This window comes from Nocardia sp. NPDC005978 (assembly GCF_040614455.1).
GTDB lineage: Bacteria > Actinomycetota > Actinomycetes > Mycobacteriales > Mycobacteriaceae > Nocardia.
Window position 1 is genome coordinate 25,859 of the sequence record NZ_JBEXUS010000075.1, and the last position, 14,505, is coordinate 40,363.

The 14,505-nt window shown below is 70.4% G+C and carries 14 protein-coding genes; 11 read left to right on the forward strand and 3 right to left on the reverse strand.

The genetic code is table 11. The features are described from left to right. Position 1: 1 nt before the first annotated feature. Positions 2 to 1,312, reverse strand: coding sequence for a hypothetical protein (locus ABZ319_RS27890; protein ID WP_354989473.1), 1,311 nt, complete (start codon positions 1,310 to 1,312; stop codon positions 2 to 4). A gap of 223 nt (positions 1,313 to 1,535) precedes the next feature. Here ABZ319_RS27890 and ABZ319_RS27895 point away from each other — a divergent pair, with 223 nt between their 5' ends. The 5 genes from ABZ319_RS27895 (at position 1,536) to ABZ319_RS27915 (ending at position 5,523) form a co-directional block, all read left to right on the forward strand. After that, on the forward strand, positions 1,536 to 2,201 hold the full coding sequence (locus ABZ319_RS27895; RefSeq protein WP_354989460.1) for a glycosyltransferase family 2 protein: 666 nt from the start codon (positions 1,536 to 1,538) through the stop codon (positions 2,199 to 2,201). 172 nt (positions 2,202 to 2,373) lie between these two features. Further along, entirely contained in the window at positions 2,374 to 3,126 is a 753-nt protein-coding gene (locus ABZ319_RS27900; RefSeq protein WP_354989461.1) for a DUF2064 domain-containing protein, read from the forward strand. A 98-nt stretch (positions 3,127 to 3,224) separates the two neighbouring features. After that, the gene (locus ABZ319_RS27905; protein ID WP_354989474.1) at positions 3,225 to 4,397 is read left to right on the forward strand and encodes a molybdopterin-dependent oxidoreductase; all 1,173 of its coding nucleotides are present in this window, start codon (positions 3,225 to 3,227) and stop codon (positions 4,395 to 4,397) included. Then, positions 4,394 to 4,822, forward strand: a complete 429-nt coding sequence (locus ABZ319_RS27910) for a hypothetical protein (RefSeq protein WP_354989462.1) — start codon at positions 4,394 to 4,396, stop codon at positions 4,820 to 4,822. Before ABZ319_RS27905 ends, ABZ319_RS27910 begins: the two co-directional genes overlap by 4 nt. Further along, positions 4,819 to 5,523 carry a flavodoxin family protein gene (locus tag ABZ319_RS27915; protein WP_354989463.1) on the forward strand — a complete coding sequence of 235 codons (705 nt, stop codon included), beginning with the start codon at positions 4,819 to 4,821 and terminating at the stop codon, positions 5,521 to 5,523. The genes ABZ319_RS27910 and ABZ319_RS27915 overlap by 4 nt, the downstream gene beginning before the upstream one ends. A gap of 21 nt (positions 5,524 to 5,544) precedes the next feature. Here ABZ319_RS27915 and ABZ319_RS27920 read toward each other — a convergent pair whose 3' ends face one another. Further along, positions 5,545 to 6,270, reverse strand: coding sequence for a DsbA family oxidoreductase (locus ABZ319_RS27920; protein ID WP_354989464.1), 726 nt, complete (start codon positions 6,268 to 6,270; stop codon positions 5,545 to 5,547). Between the two features lie 177 nt (positions 6,271 to 6,447). On the opposite strand from ABZ319_RS27920, the gene ABZ319_RS27925 reads away from it, so the two are divergent. The 4 genes from ABZ319_RS27925 (at position 6,448) to ABZ319_RS27940 (ending at position 10,386) form a co-directional block, all read left to right on the forward strand. Next, positions 6,448 to 7,632, forward strand: a complete 1,185-nt coding sequence (locus tag ABZ319_RS27925; protein WP_354989465.1) for an FAD-dependent oxidoreductase — start codon at positions 6,448 to 6,450, stop codon at positions 7,630 to 7,632. A gap of 81 nt (positions 7,633 to 7,713) precedes the next feature. Next, positions 7,714 to 8,652 carry an RNA polymerase sigma-70 factor gene (locus ABZ319_RS27930; protein WP_354989466.1) on the forward strand — a complete coding sequence of 313 codons (939 nt, stop codon included), beginning with the start codon at positions 7,714 to 7,716 and terminating at the stop codon, positions 8,650 to 8,652. Positions 8,653 to 8,880: 228 nt separating this feature from the next. Beyond that, positions 8,881 to 9,504: a DNA-3-methyladenine glycosylase gene (locus tag ABZ319_RS27935; protein WP_354989467.1), complete on the forward strand. Its 624-nt coding sequence runs from the start codon at positions 8,881 to 8,883 to the stop codon at positions 9,502 to 9,504. Positions 9,505 to 9,798: 294 nt separating this feature from the next. Next, the gene (locus ABZ319_RS27940; RefSeq protein WP_354989468.1) at positions 9,799 to 10,386 is read left to right on the forward strand and encodes a Clp protease N-terminal domain-containing protein; all 588 of its coding nucleotides are present in this window, start codon (positions 9,799 to 9,801) and stop codon (positions 10,384 to 10,386) included. Here the strand turns inward: ABZ319_RS27940 and ABZ319_RS27945 are convergent. Continuing rightward, positions 10,331 to 11,728, reverse strand: a complete 1,398-nt coding sequence (locus tag ABZ319_RS27945; RefSeq protein WP_354989469.1) for a 2-isopropylmalate synthase — start codon at positions 11,726 to 11,728, stop codon at positions 10,331 to 10,333. The two genes, ABZ319_RS27940 and ABZ319_RS27945, sit on opposite strands and share 56 nt — an antisense overlap. Before the next feature lie 217 nt (positions 11,729 to 11,945). Here ABZ319_RS27945 and ABZ319_RS27950 point away from each other — a divergent pair, with 217 nt between their 5' ends. Further along, on the forward strand, positions 11,946 to 12,614 hold the full coding sequence (locus tag ABZ319_RS27950; RefSeq protein ID WP_354989470.1) for an FCD domain-containing protein: 669 nt from the start codon (positions 11,946 to 11,948) through the stop codon (positions 12,612 to 12,614). A 164-nt stretch (positions 12,615 to 12,778) separates the two neighbouring features. After that, positions 12,779 to 14,059 carry a tyrosine--tRNA ligase gene (tyrS, locus tag ABZ319_RS27955; protein WP_354989475.1) on the forward strand — a complete coding sequence of 427 codons (1,281 nt, stop codon included), beginning with the start codon at positions 12,779 to 12,781 and terminating at the stop codon, positions 14,057 to 14,059. Positions 14,060 to 14,505 lie beyond the last annotated feature (446 nt).

Below are 14,505 nucleotides of genomic sequence, written 5' to 3' on the forward strand. Positions count from 1 at the left end.
TTCACCAATTCGTCAGAATGACATGGGCCAGGACCAGTGTCCCGCCCGCCTGTACCGCGAGCCAGCCCCGCACGCCCCGCGCGGGCAACAGCGCGGCTCCCGCCAGCGCCCACACCTCGAACGGCAACCAGATCCGTTCCGTCTCGGCCTTGCTGAGCCCGCTGAGATCCGCCAGCAGCAACGCCGCGAACCCGGCCCCGGCGACCAGCGCCACCGGATCGACCGCGTCCCGCCACCGCGCGAGCCGCCCGGCCGATCCGGGTGTGTCCGGCCCGCGCAGCAGAGTGCCGAAGCGCAGTCCGCGCACCACGCGGTGCGCCGCGGCCACCGGTGCGAGGCCGATCGCGCAGACCGTCCCCGCGAGGTTGGCCCACACCCAGTAGGAGTACGGCCGGTCGCTGGCTATGCCCTGGTAATACCGTTGCACCACCAGGTGATAGCCGTCGAGCCACCAGAATCCGGCGGCGTTGAACAGCGCCACCACCAGCAGCGCGGCCACCAGAGCGGGGAGCGCGGGGCGCAGGCCGCGCGCGAGCAGCACCGCCGCCGCGGGCACCGCCATGAGAATCATGCCGTAGCTGAGGAACAGCGCGAATCCGAACAGCGCGCCCGCCCCGCACGCCGCGACGACCCACCCGCGCCGCTGCCGGGTGGCGATGGCCAACAGCGCTACGGCCCAGGCCGTCACCCCCGCGAACAGCGCGTCCGCCGAGACGGCGAGCCAGATCGCGGCCGGGGCGAGAGCGAGGAAAGGCAGTGCGGCTCGGGCTTTTTGCTCGGCGTCCGCGCCCAGGGCGCGAATCGTGACCGGAACCGCCACGGCCGCAGCGCATCCCACGCTCATGCAGAGCAGCGCGGCCCACGCGCCGCCGCCGAGTCCGGCGCGGTCGAGCAGCACGAAGCTCAGCAGCGCGCCCGGCGGGTGGCCCGAGACATGGGTGGTCCAGGAGTCGGGCTGGAAATCCAGTATGCGGCCGGAGAATCCGCGCAGCATCGCCGCGATGTCGGTGACTCCGCCGACCTCGTGCAGGTATTCGTCGTGGGTGGTGAGCCGGCCGGCGAAACCGCGCTGCCAGCCGTCGACCATGGCCAGCGCGAACGCCCACGCCAGCGAAGTCACCCACGTGAGCAGCAGCGCCCGCCGCCAGGGCAGCCGCCGCGCCAGGTCCGGACCGTACGCGACGACCAGCGCGGCGATCCCGATCGCCGGGCCGGTGCCCCAGCCGATATGCGGCAGCCAGGATCCGAAGATCGGCGCCGCGCCGGCGTAGAGATCGTTCCGCCACTGTTCGCTGAGGATTCGCGGAACCAGGAAAGCGGTGGCGACGAGTAGCGCTCCACCGAGCGCGCAGTAGAGATCGGCACGGCGGTGATCGGCGCGCACCCGGGTCTGGACAGCAGCATTCCGCACGGTCCCACCCTAGGCCGACACCCGGTCCGCGCACCCGCCGAATGGGCGTCGGTCCAGCTCCCGTCATACTTTTGTCACCGTTGTCTTCGGGGTCCGCCGGGCCGCAGGGACTTACGGTCTTCGGGTGACCGAAACGATCGAGCTGTCCGGAGTCACCGTCGTGATTCCGTGCCGGGACGAAGCAGGCGCACTTCCTGGCGTACTTTCCGCAATCCCCAAGGGCTACCACGTCATCGTGGTCGACAACGCCTCCACCGATGCCACCGCCGCCGTCGCCAGACTGGCCGGCGCTCGGGTCGTCACCGAACTCATCCTCGGCTACGGCAGCGCCGTGCAGGCCGGGCTGTCCGCCGCTCGCACCACCGTCGTCGCGGTGCTGGACGGCGACGGCTCCCTCGATCCGGCCGAATTGCCCGCTCTGGTAGCCGAACTCACCCCCGAGGTCGACATGGTGGTCGGCCGCCGCCGCCCCGTCGGCGCGGCGGCCTGGCCCTGGCACGCCCGCCTCGGGAACCGTCTGGTCAGCGCCCGCCTGCGCAGCCGCTACGGCCTCGCCGTCCACGACATCGCCGCGATGCGGGTGGTGCACCGCTCGCGACTGCTGGCCCTGGGCCCGCTGCACCCGCGCTCGGGCTATCCCCTCGAACTCCTGATCACCGCCGCCCGCGCGGGCTGGCGGCTGACCGAACGCGACGTCACCTACCGCCCCCGCACCCACGGCGTCTCCAAGGTCTCCGGCTCGGTACGCGGGACGATCAACGCCATCCGCGACTTCTGGAGTGTCCGATGAATCAAAAGATATGCACCACAACAGATGTCGATCGAACTCACGCTCCGGTGACGCCGCGCGCGACACCGCGCGGCTATGCCTGCCGATGTACCACCGCGGCGGCCCGCGACATCGCGGATCGCACCGGTACCCGCCCGGCCGTGTCGCGGATGGTTCCCGCCGGGGGTGCGCGATGACTCGTCCGGACTCTGCCGCGACGGTCCTGGTGGTCGCCAAGGCCCCGATCGCGGGCTTCGCCAAGACCCGGCTCACCCCGCCGCTGCGCCCGCGCGACGCGGCCCGTCTGGCCGCGAGCGCGCTGCTGGACACCCTCGCCGCGGTCCGCGCCAGCTCGGCCCGGCACCGGGTGGTGGCCTGGACGGGTGAGCTGGCGGTTGCCGAGGAGGCGGACGCCATCGCCGCGGCCCTGCGCGACTTCACTGTGGTTCCCCAGCGCGGCAACACCTTCGGAGAGCGACTGGCCAACGCGCACGCCGACGCCGCGCGGCACGGGGCCCCGGTCCTCCAGATCGGCATGGACACCCCGCAGATCGACGCCGACCTGCTCGACGGGTGCCTGGCACGCCTGCTGGCGACCGGCGACTCGGTCCTCGGTCCCGCCGTCGACGGCGGCTGGTGGGCTCTGGGCGTGACCGATCCGCGGGCGGCCCGCGCCCTGGTGGACGTCCCCATGTCCACCCCGCAGACCGGCGAGTTCACCCGCGCCGCCCTGCGCCGCAACGGGTTCCACGTCCATGCCCTCCCGATGCTCACCGACGTCGATCACTACGCCGATGCCCTCGCCGTCGCCGCCCGGTGCCGCGGCCGCTTCGCCGCGACCCTGGCTCTCGTGGCCCCGGCCGATCCGTCCGCACCGCGCATCACCCCGGACCTCGACCTCGAACCGGACTGTGCCATAACGGTTTCCCCGGCGGGAAGCCGCTGATGCCCGGCTTCCCGGACCCCGGGTCTCCGGATCCTGCTCGATCCGCGGGGGCCGGGGAGCCTTCGGATTCCGCCGCACCCGCGGCCGCCGCCGGGCTGATGCTGCCGGCCCCGCTCGCCGCGGCGGTAACCCGCACGCGGGGTGCGGGTTTGGCGGCGCGAGTGGGGATCGCGCTCGGGGTCGCGGTGGCCGTGTGCTTCTGCACCGGGCTGATCAGTCACTGGATTCAGCACCCGCCCGGGTGGTTCGCCTGGCCCGTGCATCCGGTGTGGCTGTACCGGGTCACGCAGGGCGCGCACGTCATATCGGGTGTGGTGGCCATACCGCTGGTACTGGTGAAACTGTGGGCGGTGTATCCGCGGCTGTTCGCGCGGCCGCTGCTCGGCAACCCGCTGCGTCTGCTCGAACGCGGATCGATCGCGCTGCTGGTCGGCGCGATCCTGTTCCAACTGGTGACGGGACTGTTCAATACGGCGCAGTTCTACCCGTGGAAGTTCTTCTTCACCACGACGCACTACGCCATGGCCTACGTCGCGGCCGGTGCGCTGCTGGTGCACCTCGCGGTGAAGCTGCCGGTGGTGCGCGCGGCTCTCGCTCGACCGGAGGACGACCGGTCCGCTCCCGCGGTCGCCCCCGCCCATTCGGCCGCGAGTACCTCGAAAATGACTGCTGGACAACCCATCGCGCGCCGGGCGCTCCTCACGGCCGCGGGCATCGGCGCCGCCGTCGCCGCGCTCTCCGTCGCCGGGCAGACCATTCCGTACCTGCGGTGGCTGGCGATACTCTCGCCCCGCAGCGGTCAGGGCCCGCAGGGCGTCCCGGTGAACCGCACCGCGGCGGCCGCGGGCGTCTCGGACCGGGCCCGCGCCGCCGACTACCGGCTCACCGTCGACATCGGCGGTGACCGAAGGGAATTCACGCGCGCCGACCTCGAAGCCCTGCCCCAGGTCACCGCCGATCTCCCCATCGCCTGCGTGGAGGGCTGGAGCGCGGCGGCCCGCTGGACCGGCGTGCGCCTGCGCGACCTGCTCGCGACCGTCGGCCCCTACCCCGATCGCGACGTCCGCTTCGAGTCCCTGGAAACCGGTGGCATCTATCGGACTTCGATCCTGCCCGCACGGCACGTCCACGCCCCCGACACCCTCGTAGCGTTGCGGCTCAACGGCGAAGACCTGGTCCTGGACCACGGCTATCCCTGCCGTCTCATTGCCCCCAACCGCCCCGGCGTCCTGCAAACCAAATGGCTCTCCCGCATCGAGGTGCTCGCATGAGACTCGCTCGCGCACTGCTGATGCTGCTCGGCGTCGCCCTGGCCTGGTACGGGATCGCCCTGCTGCTGCGGATGAATCCCGCCGACCTGAAATCCATCGCGCTCTGGTTCGCGGGCGGAATCCTGCTGCACGACGCGGTTTTCGCGCCGGCCGCCGCGGCCCTCGGCCTCGCAGGCCGCCGCCTGCTCCCCGCCTCGGCGTGGGGCCCGCTCGCGTGCGGCGCGCTGTGCACCGTCACGCTGGCGCTCATCGCGGTGCCGGTCCTGGGCCGCGCCCACGCCATCGCGGACAACCCCACGATCCTCGACCGCGCCTACCCCCTGGGCCTGGCCGTCGCCCTCGCGGTCATCTGGCTGGCGGTCCTGCTCGTGCTGCGCGGATCCGCTCCGTCGCGGACATCGAAAGTGAAAGGTGAACTACCATGACCGAATTCGCTGACTTGCGTGCCCTGTTCATCAACTGCACGCTCAAGCGCTCCCCGGACCGCAGCAACACCGAGGGCCTGATCGACGTCAGCGCCCGCATCATGGAGAAGAACGGCGTCGCCGTCTCGCGCATCCGCGCCGTGGACCACGACATCGCCACGGGCGTCTGGCCCGACATGACCGAGCACGGCTGGGAACGCGACGAATGGCCCGCGCTGCAGGAGCGGGTCATGGCCGCCGACATCCTCGTGCTGGCGGGCCCGATCTGGCTGGGCGACAACAGTTCCGTCATGAAGCAGGTCATCGAACGGCTCTACGCCAACTCCAGCGTGCTCAACGACTCCGGGCAGTACGCCTACTACGGCCGCGTCGGCGGCGCCTTGATCACCGGCAACGAGGACGGAATCAAGCACTGCGCCATGAACATCCTGTACAGCCTCCAGCACATCGGCTACAGCATCCCGCCGCAGGCCGACGCGGGCTGGATCGGCGAGGCGGGTCCGGGCCCGTCCTACCTGGACCCCGGCTCGGGCGGGCCCGAGAACGACTTCACCAATCGCAACACCACGTTCATGACCTGGAACCTCATGCACCTGGCCCGCCTGCTGAAATCGGCGGGCGGATTCCCCGTGCACGGCAACCAGCGCAGCGAATGGGACGCGGGCTGCCGCTTCGACTTCGAGAATCCCGAATATCGCTGAACCCGCGCGGGCGGGCGCGCGTCAGTCCCGTTCGGGCAGCGCGCATCCGTCCGGTCCGCACACCTCGCCGTCGGCGCCGGTGACGCTCTGCAGCACCGGCTCGTGATCACTCCACGCCTCGCGCAGCGCCTGCGCGAACACCTCGGCGGGCTGCGCGCCCGACACGCCGTATTTGCGATCGAGCACGAAGAACGGCACCCCGCGCGCACCCAGGCGGGCCGCTTCGGCCTCGTCCGCGCGCACCGCGGCGGCGTACGCGTCCGGGTCCGCGAGTACCGCGCGCACGGCGGCCTCATCGAAGCCGGCGCCCGTCGCGACCCGAACCAGACGCTCGGTATCGCCGAACAGCGGCTCGTCCTCGGCGAAATTGGCCGCGTACAGCGCGTCGATCATCGCGTCCTGCCGGCCCTGCTCGAGGGCGAAGTGCAGCAGCCGGTGCATGTCGAAACTGTTGCCGAAGTCGCGGCCCTCGATGCGATAGGTCAGGCCCATGGCCTCGGCCTGCGCGCCGATGCCGCGCTCGTTGGCCGCGGCCTGGGCCTCGCTGATGCCGTACTTCTCGGCGATGTGCGGCACCACGGCGTCGCTGTGATCGTGCGGCAGGGTCGGATCCAACTCGAACGACCGGTGCACCACCTCGACCGCGTCGCGATGCTCGAACTCCCCGAGCGCCTCCTCGAACCGCGCCTTGCCCAGGTAGCAGAACGGGCAGTTGATATCGGTCCAGATCTCGACCTGTACAGCCATCACACCTCATTCGAACGAAGATTTCCGCAGGCCGGGGCCCCGGCCGCCGATATTTCCAACCGGCGTGACCCGGGGAAGATTCCACGGTGACCGGGCTCACATCATCGGGTTGTCACGTTCGGGACGGCTCGGCTGTCTCCTGCCCGAACCCATCGAACGAGGCACCTGGAGCCGAACATGAACGCCACCACCGCAACCCACGACATCGTCGTCCTCGGCGCGGGCTACACCGGCATGCTGGCCGCCATCCGGGTGGCGCGCCGCACCCGGAAACTCGATACCCGGGTCACCCTGGTGAACCCGTCGGCCCGCTTCACCGAACGGCTGCGCATGCACCAGATCGCCGCCGGCCAGGAACTTGCCGATCACCGCATCCCGGACATCCTGGCGGGCTCGCCGGTGATCTTCCGGCAGGCCACGGCCACCGCCATCGATCCGGCGGCCCGCACCGTCACCCTCGACGACGCCGGCGTCCTGCGCTACGACACCCTCGTCTACGCGCTCGGCAGCGCCACCGATACCTCGCGCGTCCCCGGCGTGGCCGAACACGCCTGGACCCTGAACGATCCGCGCCTGGCCCGCCGGTTCTCCGAACGCCTCACCGAGGTCTCCGCCGCGCGGGGCCGCGTCACCGTCTGCGGCGGCGGGCTCACCGGCATCGAAGCGGCCGCCGAGATCGCCGAGGCGCACCCGGACCTCGCCGTCACGCTGGTCGCCACCGCCGAACCCGGCGCGATGATGGGGGATCGGGCGCGAGCGCACCTGAACCGCGCACTCGATCGCCTCGGCGTCGAGCGCCGGGTGGGCGTGAAGGTCGTCAAGGTCCTGCCCGCTGCGGTGGGCCTGGACACCGGCGAGAACCTCGACTCGGATCTGACGCTGTGGACCACCGGCGTGCGCGTCTCCCCGCTGGCCGCGCGGGCCGGAATCGCCACCGACGCACAGGGTCTCATCATCACCGATTCCACCCTGCGCTCGGTCTCGCACCCGGAGATCCGCGCTGTCGGCGACGCCGCCGCGGTCACCATGGCCTGGGGCCGGATCCACGGCACCTGCCAGTCCGGTCTGCCCACCGCCGCGTACGCCGCCGACGCCATCGCACGCGAACTCCACGGAAAGTCCTTGCGGCCCTTCCGCTTCGGCTACGTGCACCAGCCGGTGAGTCTGGGTCGCAAGGACGCGGTCGTGCAGTTCACCAACGCCGACGACACCCCGAAGCGCTGGTACCTGAAGGGCGGCGCGGCGGTGTTCTACAAGGAGAGCGTGTCGAGCAGCCCCGTGCCCGCGTTCAAGCGCAGTAGGAAGATGACCGCCCAGGTGCAGCTGTCCAAGGGCGGCCGCGCCACCCGGAAGACCGCGTGACACCCGCCCCGCGGCCGGATGCCGACCCGGCATCCGGCCGTCATTCGACACCGCAACCTCGGACCGGTAGGTATGTTTCTCATGCAGGACCGCACCCGCGCTGATTCCGGCACCCCGTCCCCGCGCCCCGGGGGTCGCGACCCGGTGATCGATCCCTTCGTCGAGCACCGCCGCCTGCTGTTCGGCACCGCGTACCAGATGCTCGGGACCGTCACCGACGCCGAGGACGTCCTGCAGGACACCTGGCTCAAATGGCATGGCGTCGATCAGGATTCGATCGAGTTTCCGAAGTCCTACCTGGTTCGCACGGTCACCAACCTGTCGCTGAACCGCCTCACCTCCGCCCGGGCCACCCGCGAGACCTACGTCGGGCCGTGGCTGCCCGAACCCCTGCTCACCACGAGCGCCGACGCCGCCGAGGAGACGGAATTGGCCGAGACCGTCTCGACCGCCATGCTGGTCGTCCTGGAAACCCTGACCCCCGTCGAACGCGCGGTCTTCGTTCTGCGCGAGGTCTTCGGGTATTCGCACGCCGAGATCGCCGGATTCCTGGACCGCCCCGAGGCCACCGTGCGCCAGATCGCGCACCGCGCCCGCTCCCACGTGCAGTCCCGCCGCCCGCGGTTCGACGCCGACGACGCGGCCCGCCGCGAGGTCACCGCGAAATTCATGGCCGCCTGCCAGGGCGGGGACCTCAACGCGCTGATGGAACTGCTCGCCCCCGACATCACGCTGTGGAACGACGGCGGCGGCAAGGTCACCGCGGCCCGCCGCCCGCTGCACGGCCCCGATCACGTGGCCCGCTGGATGCTGGGCGTCATGGCCAAACCGGTCAGCGCCGGCATCCGCCTCGAACCCGCCGTCATCAACGGCGAGCTCGGCATCCTCGGCAAGATCGGGGACTACACCGTGGGCGCACTCACCTTCGACCTGGTCGACGGCCGAATCGAACACCTCCGCTTCCAGGTGAACCCGGACAAGCTCGGCGGACTGCGCCCGGCGGGAGAGACCCCGGCCTAGCCCGCTCGCCGTGGTCGATCCGGTGGCGGACATCGGTGTTTCCGGTGCGGGTCATCGGTGGACCGGGGAGCTCGGCGGAGGTGTGCACTCCGAGGCCGGCGAGGGTATCCACGGCGAGGTGACCGCTCGCGGCGAACATCCGCGGGTTCACCCGCCGGGCGGACCGGATGGAGTATCCGCACAGGTCGCTCGTCGCGGTGCGCGCGCGATCCGCCAGGATGGGATATCGTGAGCGCCGAAGAACTCTCCACCGAGCCACTCGCGGCGGCGCGCCGCCTGCTCGGGGCCACGCTTGCGGCCGGTTCGGTGGTCATGCGCATCGTCGAAGTCGAGGCGTACGGCGGTGACCCGGCGGGGCCGTGGCCCGACCCGGCCGCGCACTCGGGCCGGGGTCGTACGGCTCGCAACGCGGCCATGTTCGGGCCGCCGGGGGTGCTGTACGTCTACCTCAGCTACGGCATGCACACCTGCGTGAACGTCACCACCGGCCCGGACGGGATCGCCAGTGCGGTCCTGGTGCGCGCGGGGGAGATCATCGAGGGGTACGACGACGTGCGCCCGCGCCGCCCGGCCGCGCGGACGGATGCCGACCTTGCCAGGGGCCCGGGCAATGTGGGCAGCGCGCTCGGAATCACCCTGCCGGACTACGGAACCCGGCTCTTCGACCCGAAAGCGCCCGTCCGCCTGGAACTCTCGGCCCCGATCACCGACGACTCGGCGATCGGGACGGGGCCGCGCGTCGGGGTGAGCCTGGCCGCCGACCGGCCGTGGCGACTCTGGATGCGCGACTCCCCGGCCGTCTCGGCCTACCGGCGCAGTCCCCGCGCACCGCGGCCCGGCGAGTCCACCTAGTCCCGGACACGTTCGTCGGCACCGGTCGCGCTCGCCCGCGCCGGGCCCGGACACGATCGCGCCCGCCGGAGCGCAACCGTCCGCATGCGCGCCGGCCCGGCCGCCGGCCTGTGCGCCGACATTCCGGTCACGGCCCGGAATCCGGCGAACGGACAGTGGCGGGGGAGCGGTCCGGCCGGAGCGAGCGGCCGCGTCCGACCCGGGCCCGCGACCGCCCGCACAACGCCGAACCTGGAACGGAATTTCCCCGGCGGTCTACCGTGGAATGGATGCAGTACTCCACGAGGGGGTTTCATGTTCAGCCGATTCTCCGAGCGCGCCCGCCGAATAGTGATCCTGTCGCAGGAGGAGGCCATGCTGCTCCAGCACGACTACATCGGCACCGAGCACCTGCTGCTCGGCCTGCTGCACGAGGGTGAGGGCCGGGCCGCGCACATTCTCGGCCTGCTCGGGGTCGATCTGAAGATGACGCGCGATCGGGTCGAGGAACTGCGCGGGCGCGGCGCCGAGCAGCCAGCCGGGCACGTGCCCTTCACCGCGCGCGCCAAACGCGTCCTCGAACTGTCGCTCATCGAGGCGAAAGGGCTGGGCGACAAGGAAATCGGCAGCGAACACCTGCTGCTCGGCTTGGTCGGGGAGACCGCCGGCACGGCCGCCCGCATCCTGACCGCACTCGACGTGGACGCCCACACCGTGCGCGTGCGGGTCCGGGAACTGCACGGCCGCCCGCTCGAGTCCCTCGAATCCCTCGAACGGGAGACCATCGCCGCGCCCCGTCCCGGCCGTCGCGAACTGGAACAGCGTGTGCTCGAGCTGGAACGCCGGGTCAGCGAGCTCGAACAGCTGGTGCGCCCGCCCGGTCCGGCCGACGCCACCGGGTGACGACCTCGTCCCCGTAAACCTGGGTGAACAACTCCCACAGCGTCCGCGCGGACACCTCGGCGCCGGACTCGTCGGTCAGGCGCTGCACGTGCCGGGCGAAATCGATCTGCAGTTCGCGCGGCAGACTCAGCCCGTACTCGGACTCGAGCAGATAGGCGATCCCGCCCTTGCCGGACTGCGAATTCACCCGAATCACCGCGTCGTAGGTGCGGCCCACATCCGCCGGATCGATGGGCAGATACGGCACCGCCCACGCGATGTCGCGCTCGTCCCGCCCGGTGCGCGCGGCCCGCTCCCGATGTTCGGCGAACCCCTTCTTGATGGCGTCCTGGTGCGTGCCGGAGAACGCGGTGTAGACCAGATCACCCGCGTACGGATGCCGTTCGTGCACGTCGATGCCCGTGCAGTGCTCGACCGTGCGCTTCACCCGGTCGATATCGGAGAAGTCGATCATCGGGTTCACGCCCTGCGCGTGCAGATTCAGCGCCAGCGTGGCCAGATCCACGTTGCCGGTGCGCTCGCCGTTGCCGAACACGCAACCCTCCACCCGCTGCGCCCCGGCCAGTACCGCCAGCTCGGCGCAGGCCACCCCGGTGCCACGGTCGTTGTGCGGGTGCACCGACAGGATCACGCTGTCCCGGCGCGCCAGATTCCGGTGCATGTACTCGATCTGGTCGGCGTACACGTTCGGCGTCGCCACCTCCACCGTCGCCGGCAGGTTCAGGACCACCGGCCGCTGCGGCGTGGCATCCCAGAGCGTGGTCATGCGGTCGCAGATATCGAGCACGAAGTCGGGCTCGGTCAGCATGAAGACTTCCGGGGAGAACTGGAACCGCACGTTCGGCATCTCGCCCGCCAGCCGCAGGATGTCCCGGCCACCGGCCACGATGAGGTCGGCGACCTGCTCGCGCGTGGAGCCGAGCACCACCTCGCGCCAGACCGGCGCGGTCGCGGTGTACATGTGGATCACCACGTCGTTGGTGATCCCGCGCACCGATTCCACGGTCCGCTCGATGAGATCGCGACGTGCGGGAGTGAAGACCACGATGGACACGTCCTCGGGGGCCAGGCGCTCGGCGCCGATGAGCCGGACGAAGTCGAAGTCGGCCTGGGAGGCGCTGGGATAGCCGACCTCGATCTCCTTGTAGCCCATGCCGACCAGCAGCTCGAAGAACTCGCGCTTGCGCGCCGGGTCCATGGGTTCGGGCAGCGCCTGATTGCCGTCGCGCAGGTCGACCGGCACCCACAGCGGGGCGGCGGTGATGGTGTTGGCGGGCCAGTGCCGATCGGTCAGCGGTACCGAAACCCGCTGGTGCACATCGCGATACCGATGCGAGGGCATGGCGGAGGGTTGCTGTCGATTCCAGTGCGGAGAAGTGTTCACGAGTGTGCCGTGCGCTTTCGCGTCGATGAGGGACCGGCGCGCCACAGCACCCGCGAGCGGGGTGCCGGTCGATCAGACCCCGCTGCGGCAGCGAAGGAGAAGCAGCACACCCTGTTCCATGTGACCTAGACTAGAGGGTGATAACTCCTCAGACAAGTAGAGAAGTGGAGAAGTTGTGGCGCAGGTCCAGCGACACCCGCTCGCCACCCAGGCCGCCGAGGTTCTGCTGGCCCGGATTCGGGCGGGGGAATGGGAACTCGGGCACAAGCTGCCCGGGGAGACCACCCTGGCGCCGCAACTCGGCGTCGGGCGCTCCACCCTGCGCGAGGCCATTCGCGAACTCTCCGGCCGCGGCGTTCTCGAAAGCCGCCAGGGCGCGGGCGTTTTCGTCACCTCACTCGATCCCGTCGAGGACTGGGACACCGTGCTGCGCCGCGCGGACATCGTCATGGTCATCGAGGCGCGCATCGCCATCGAGGCCGAAGCCGCCGCCCTGGCCGCCACGCGCCGCACCCCCGCGGACCTGCGCTCCATGCTGCGCGCCCTGAACGCCCGCACCGAGGCGGCCACCACCGAAGCCCTGGTCGACGCGGACACCGCCTTCCACCGCACGGTCATCGCCGCCGCGCACAACGACGTGCTCCTCGAGATGTTCAATGCCTTCGTCCCGCGCTCGCGCCGCGCCATGATCGACATGCTCACCCTGAAACCGATGGCCGACCCGCGCGCGGATCACCACGCGCACGAACACCTCTACGACGCGATCCGCGCGCACAAGCCGGAGGCCGCCGCGTCCGCGAGCCGCGTGCACCTGACAGCGCTGAAAGCGGCATTCGAGGGGTAACCGCGCCCCGGGCGAATAATGCCTCGACCCCGGGCGCGCCACCGCGCACAATCGGCGGCGGAATCCCCGTGTACCCGCCCGCCCACCGGGCAATGCGCACGCGGGTCCGACCCGCCGCCGACCTGTCCGTCGGCGAGCTACCGACGTGCGGAAAGATGGGTACGGTGACCGGCGACATCATTGATGAACTCACTTGGCGCGGCTTGATCGCGCAGTCCACCGACCTGGACGCCCTGCGGGCGGACCTGGCCGAGGGACCGCTCACCCTCTACGCCGGATTCGATCCCACCGCGGCCAGCCTGCACGCCGGGCACCTTGTCCCGCTGCTGGCGCTCAAGCGTTTCCAGCGCGCCGGACATCGCCCGGTCGTGCTCGCCGGCGGGGCCACCGGCCTCATCGGCGACCCGCGTGACGTGGGTGAGCGCACCATGAACTCCACCGACACCGTGGCCGAGTGGGCCGGGCGCATTCGCTCGCAGCTCGAGCGGTTCGTCGACATCGACGATTCCCCCACGGGCGCGATCATCGCGAACAACATGGACTGGACCGGGCCGATGAGCACGGTGAACTTCCTGCGCGACATCGGCAAGCACTTCTCGATCAACGTCATGCTCGCCCGCGACACGGTCAAGCGCCGCCTCGAGAGCGACGGCATGTCCTACACCGAGTTCAGCTACATGCTGCTGCAGGCCAACGACTACCTGGAACTGCGCCGCAAGCACGCGTGCCGGCTGCAGGTCGGCGGCTCGGACCAGTGGGGCAACATCATCGCCGGCGTAGAACTGAACCGCCGCGTCGACGGCGAGCACGTGCACGCGCTCACCGTTCCCCTGGTGACCTCGGCCGACGGCAAGAAGTTCGGCAAGTCCACCGGCGGCGGCAGCCTCTGGCTCGATCCGGAGATGACCAGTCCCTACGCCTGGTACCAGTACTTCGTGAACACCGCGGACGCCGACGTCGTCCGCTACCTGCGCTGGTTCACCTTCCTCTCGCGGGAGGAACTCGACGAGCTGGAGCAGGCGACCGTCGAGCGCCCGCACGCCCGCGAGGCCCAGCGCCGCCTGGCAGCGGAGATGACCACGCTGGTGCACGGGGAGGAGAACACCCGCTCGGTGCAGCTGGCCAGTCAGGCGCTCTTCGGCCGTGGCGAACTCGCCGAGCTGAACGAATCCACCCTGGCGGCCGCGCTCACCGAGGCCGCGGTCGACGGCAAGGTCGCCGAATCCACTTCGGCGTCAACGATTGTCGACCTGCTGGTGGCGACCGGTCTGTCCGATAGCCGCGGCGCGGCCCGCCGCGCGGTCAACGAGGGCGGTGTCGCGGTGAACAACCAGAAGGTGTCCGACCTGGAGTGGACCCCGTCCGACGCCGACTACCTGCACGAACACTGGCTGGTGCTGCGCCGGGGCAAGAAGAATTTCGCCGGCGCCCGCCGGGCAGGCTGATCCGCTCGAACCCGAATTTCCATGACCTGGGTCACAATTGGGTGGCCCGGGTCGGGAAATGCCCCTGAACGCGGTCCCGCGACCAGCGCTGATGGGTGCGTGACCAGGCGATTTGACGTTCCGTTTCCCGGCACGTAACTTATTCCAGGTCAGAGCGACACGGACACCGACCGGGTGCCGAACGCCCAGCTCAGAGGCTGGAAACGCGGATCCGGAAACGAGGTAGTACGAGGAGCGCCTGGCAGACAGGCAAGACGATCTGGAACCCCGAGTTTGACTCGATGGGAGACAGGCGTTAGGCTGGAAAAGTTGCCTCAGAGACTATCCGGGACATTGAGCCCGCGAAGTTCTGTGTGCGCCTGTTCTTTGAGAACTCAATAGTGTGTCGATGAATGTCAGTGCCAATAATTTATTGGTTCCGATCTTCCACACCCCCGTGTGAGAGG

Coding starts and splice junctions, on each gene's coding strand:
- ABZ319_RS27900 (WP_354989461.1), top strand. CDS start 2,374: ATGACTCGTCCGGACTCTGCCGCGACGGTCCTGGTGGTCGCCAAGGCC.
- ABZ319_RS27905 (WP_354989474.1), top strand. CDS start 3,225: ATGCTGCCGGCCCCGCTCGCCGCGGCGGTAACCCGCACGCGGGGTGCG.
- ABZ319_RS27910 (WP_354989462.1), top strand. CDS start 4,394: ATGAGACTCGCTCGCGCACTGCTGATGCTGCTCGGCGTCGCCCTGGCC.
- ABZ319_RS27915 (WP_354989463.1), top strand. CDS start 4,819: ATGACCGAATTCGCTGACTTGCGTGCCCTGTTCATCAACTGCACGCTC.
- ABZ319_RS27920 (WP_354989464.1), bottom strand. CDS start 6,270: ATGGCTGTACAGGTCGAGATCTGGACCGATATCAACTGCCCGTTCTGC.
- ABZ319_RS27925 (WP_354989465.1), top strand. CDS start 6,448: ATGAACGCCACCACCGCAACCCACGACATCGTCGTCCTCGGCGCGGGC.
- ABZ319_RS27930 (WP_354989466.1), top strand. CDS start 7,714: ATGCAGGACCGCACCCGCGCTGATTCCGGCACCCCGTCCCCGCGCCCC.
- ABZ319_RS27940 (WP_354989468.1), top strand. CDS start 9,799: ATGTTCAGCCGATTCTCCGAGCGCGCCCGCCGAATAGTGATCCTGTCG.
- ABZ319_RS27945 (WP_354989469.1), bottom strand. CDS start 11,728: ATGCCCTCGCATCGGTATCGCGATGTGCACCAGCGGGTTTCGGTACCG.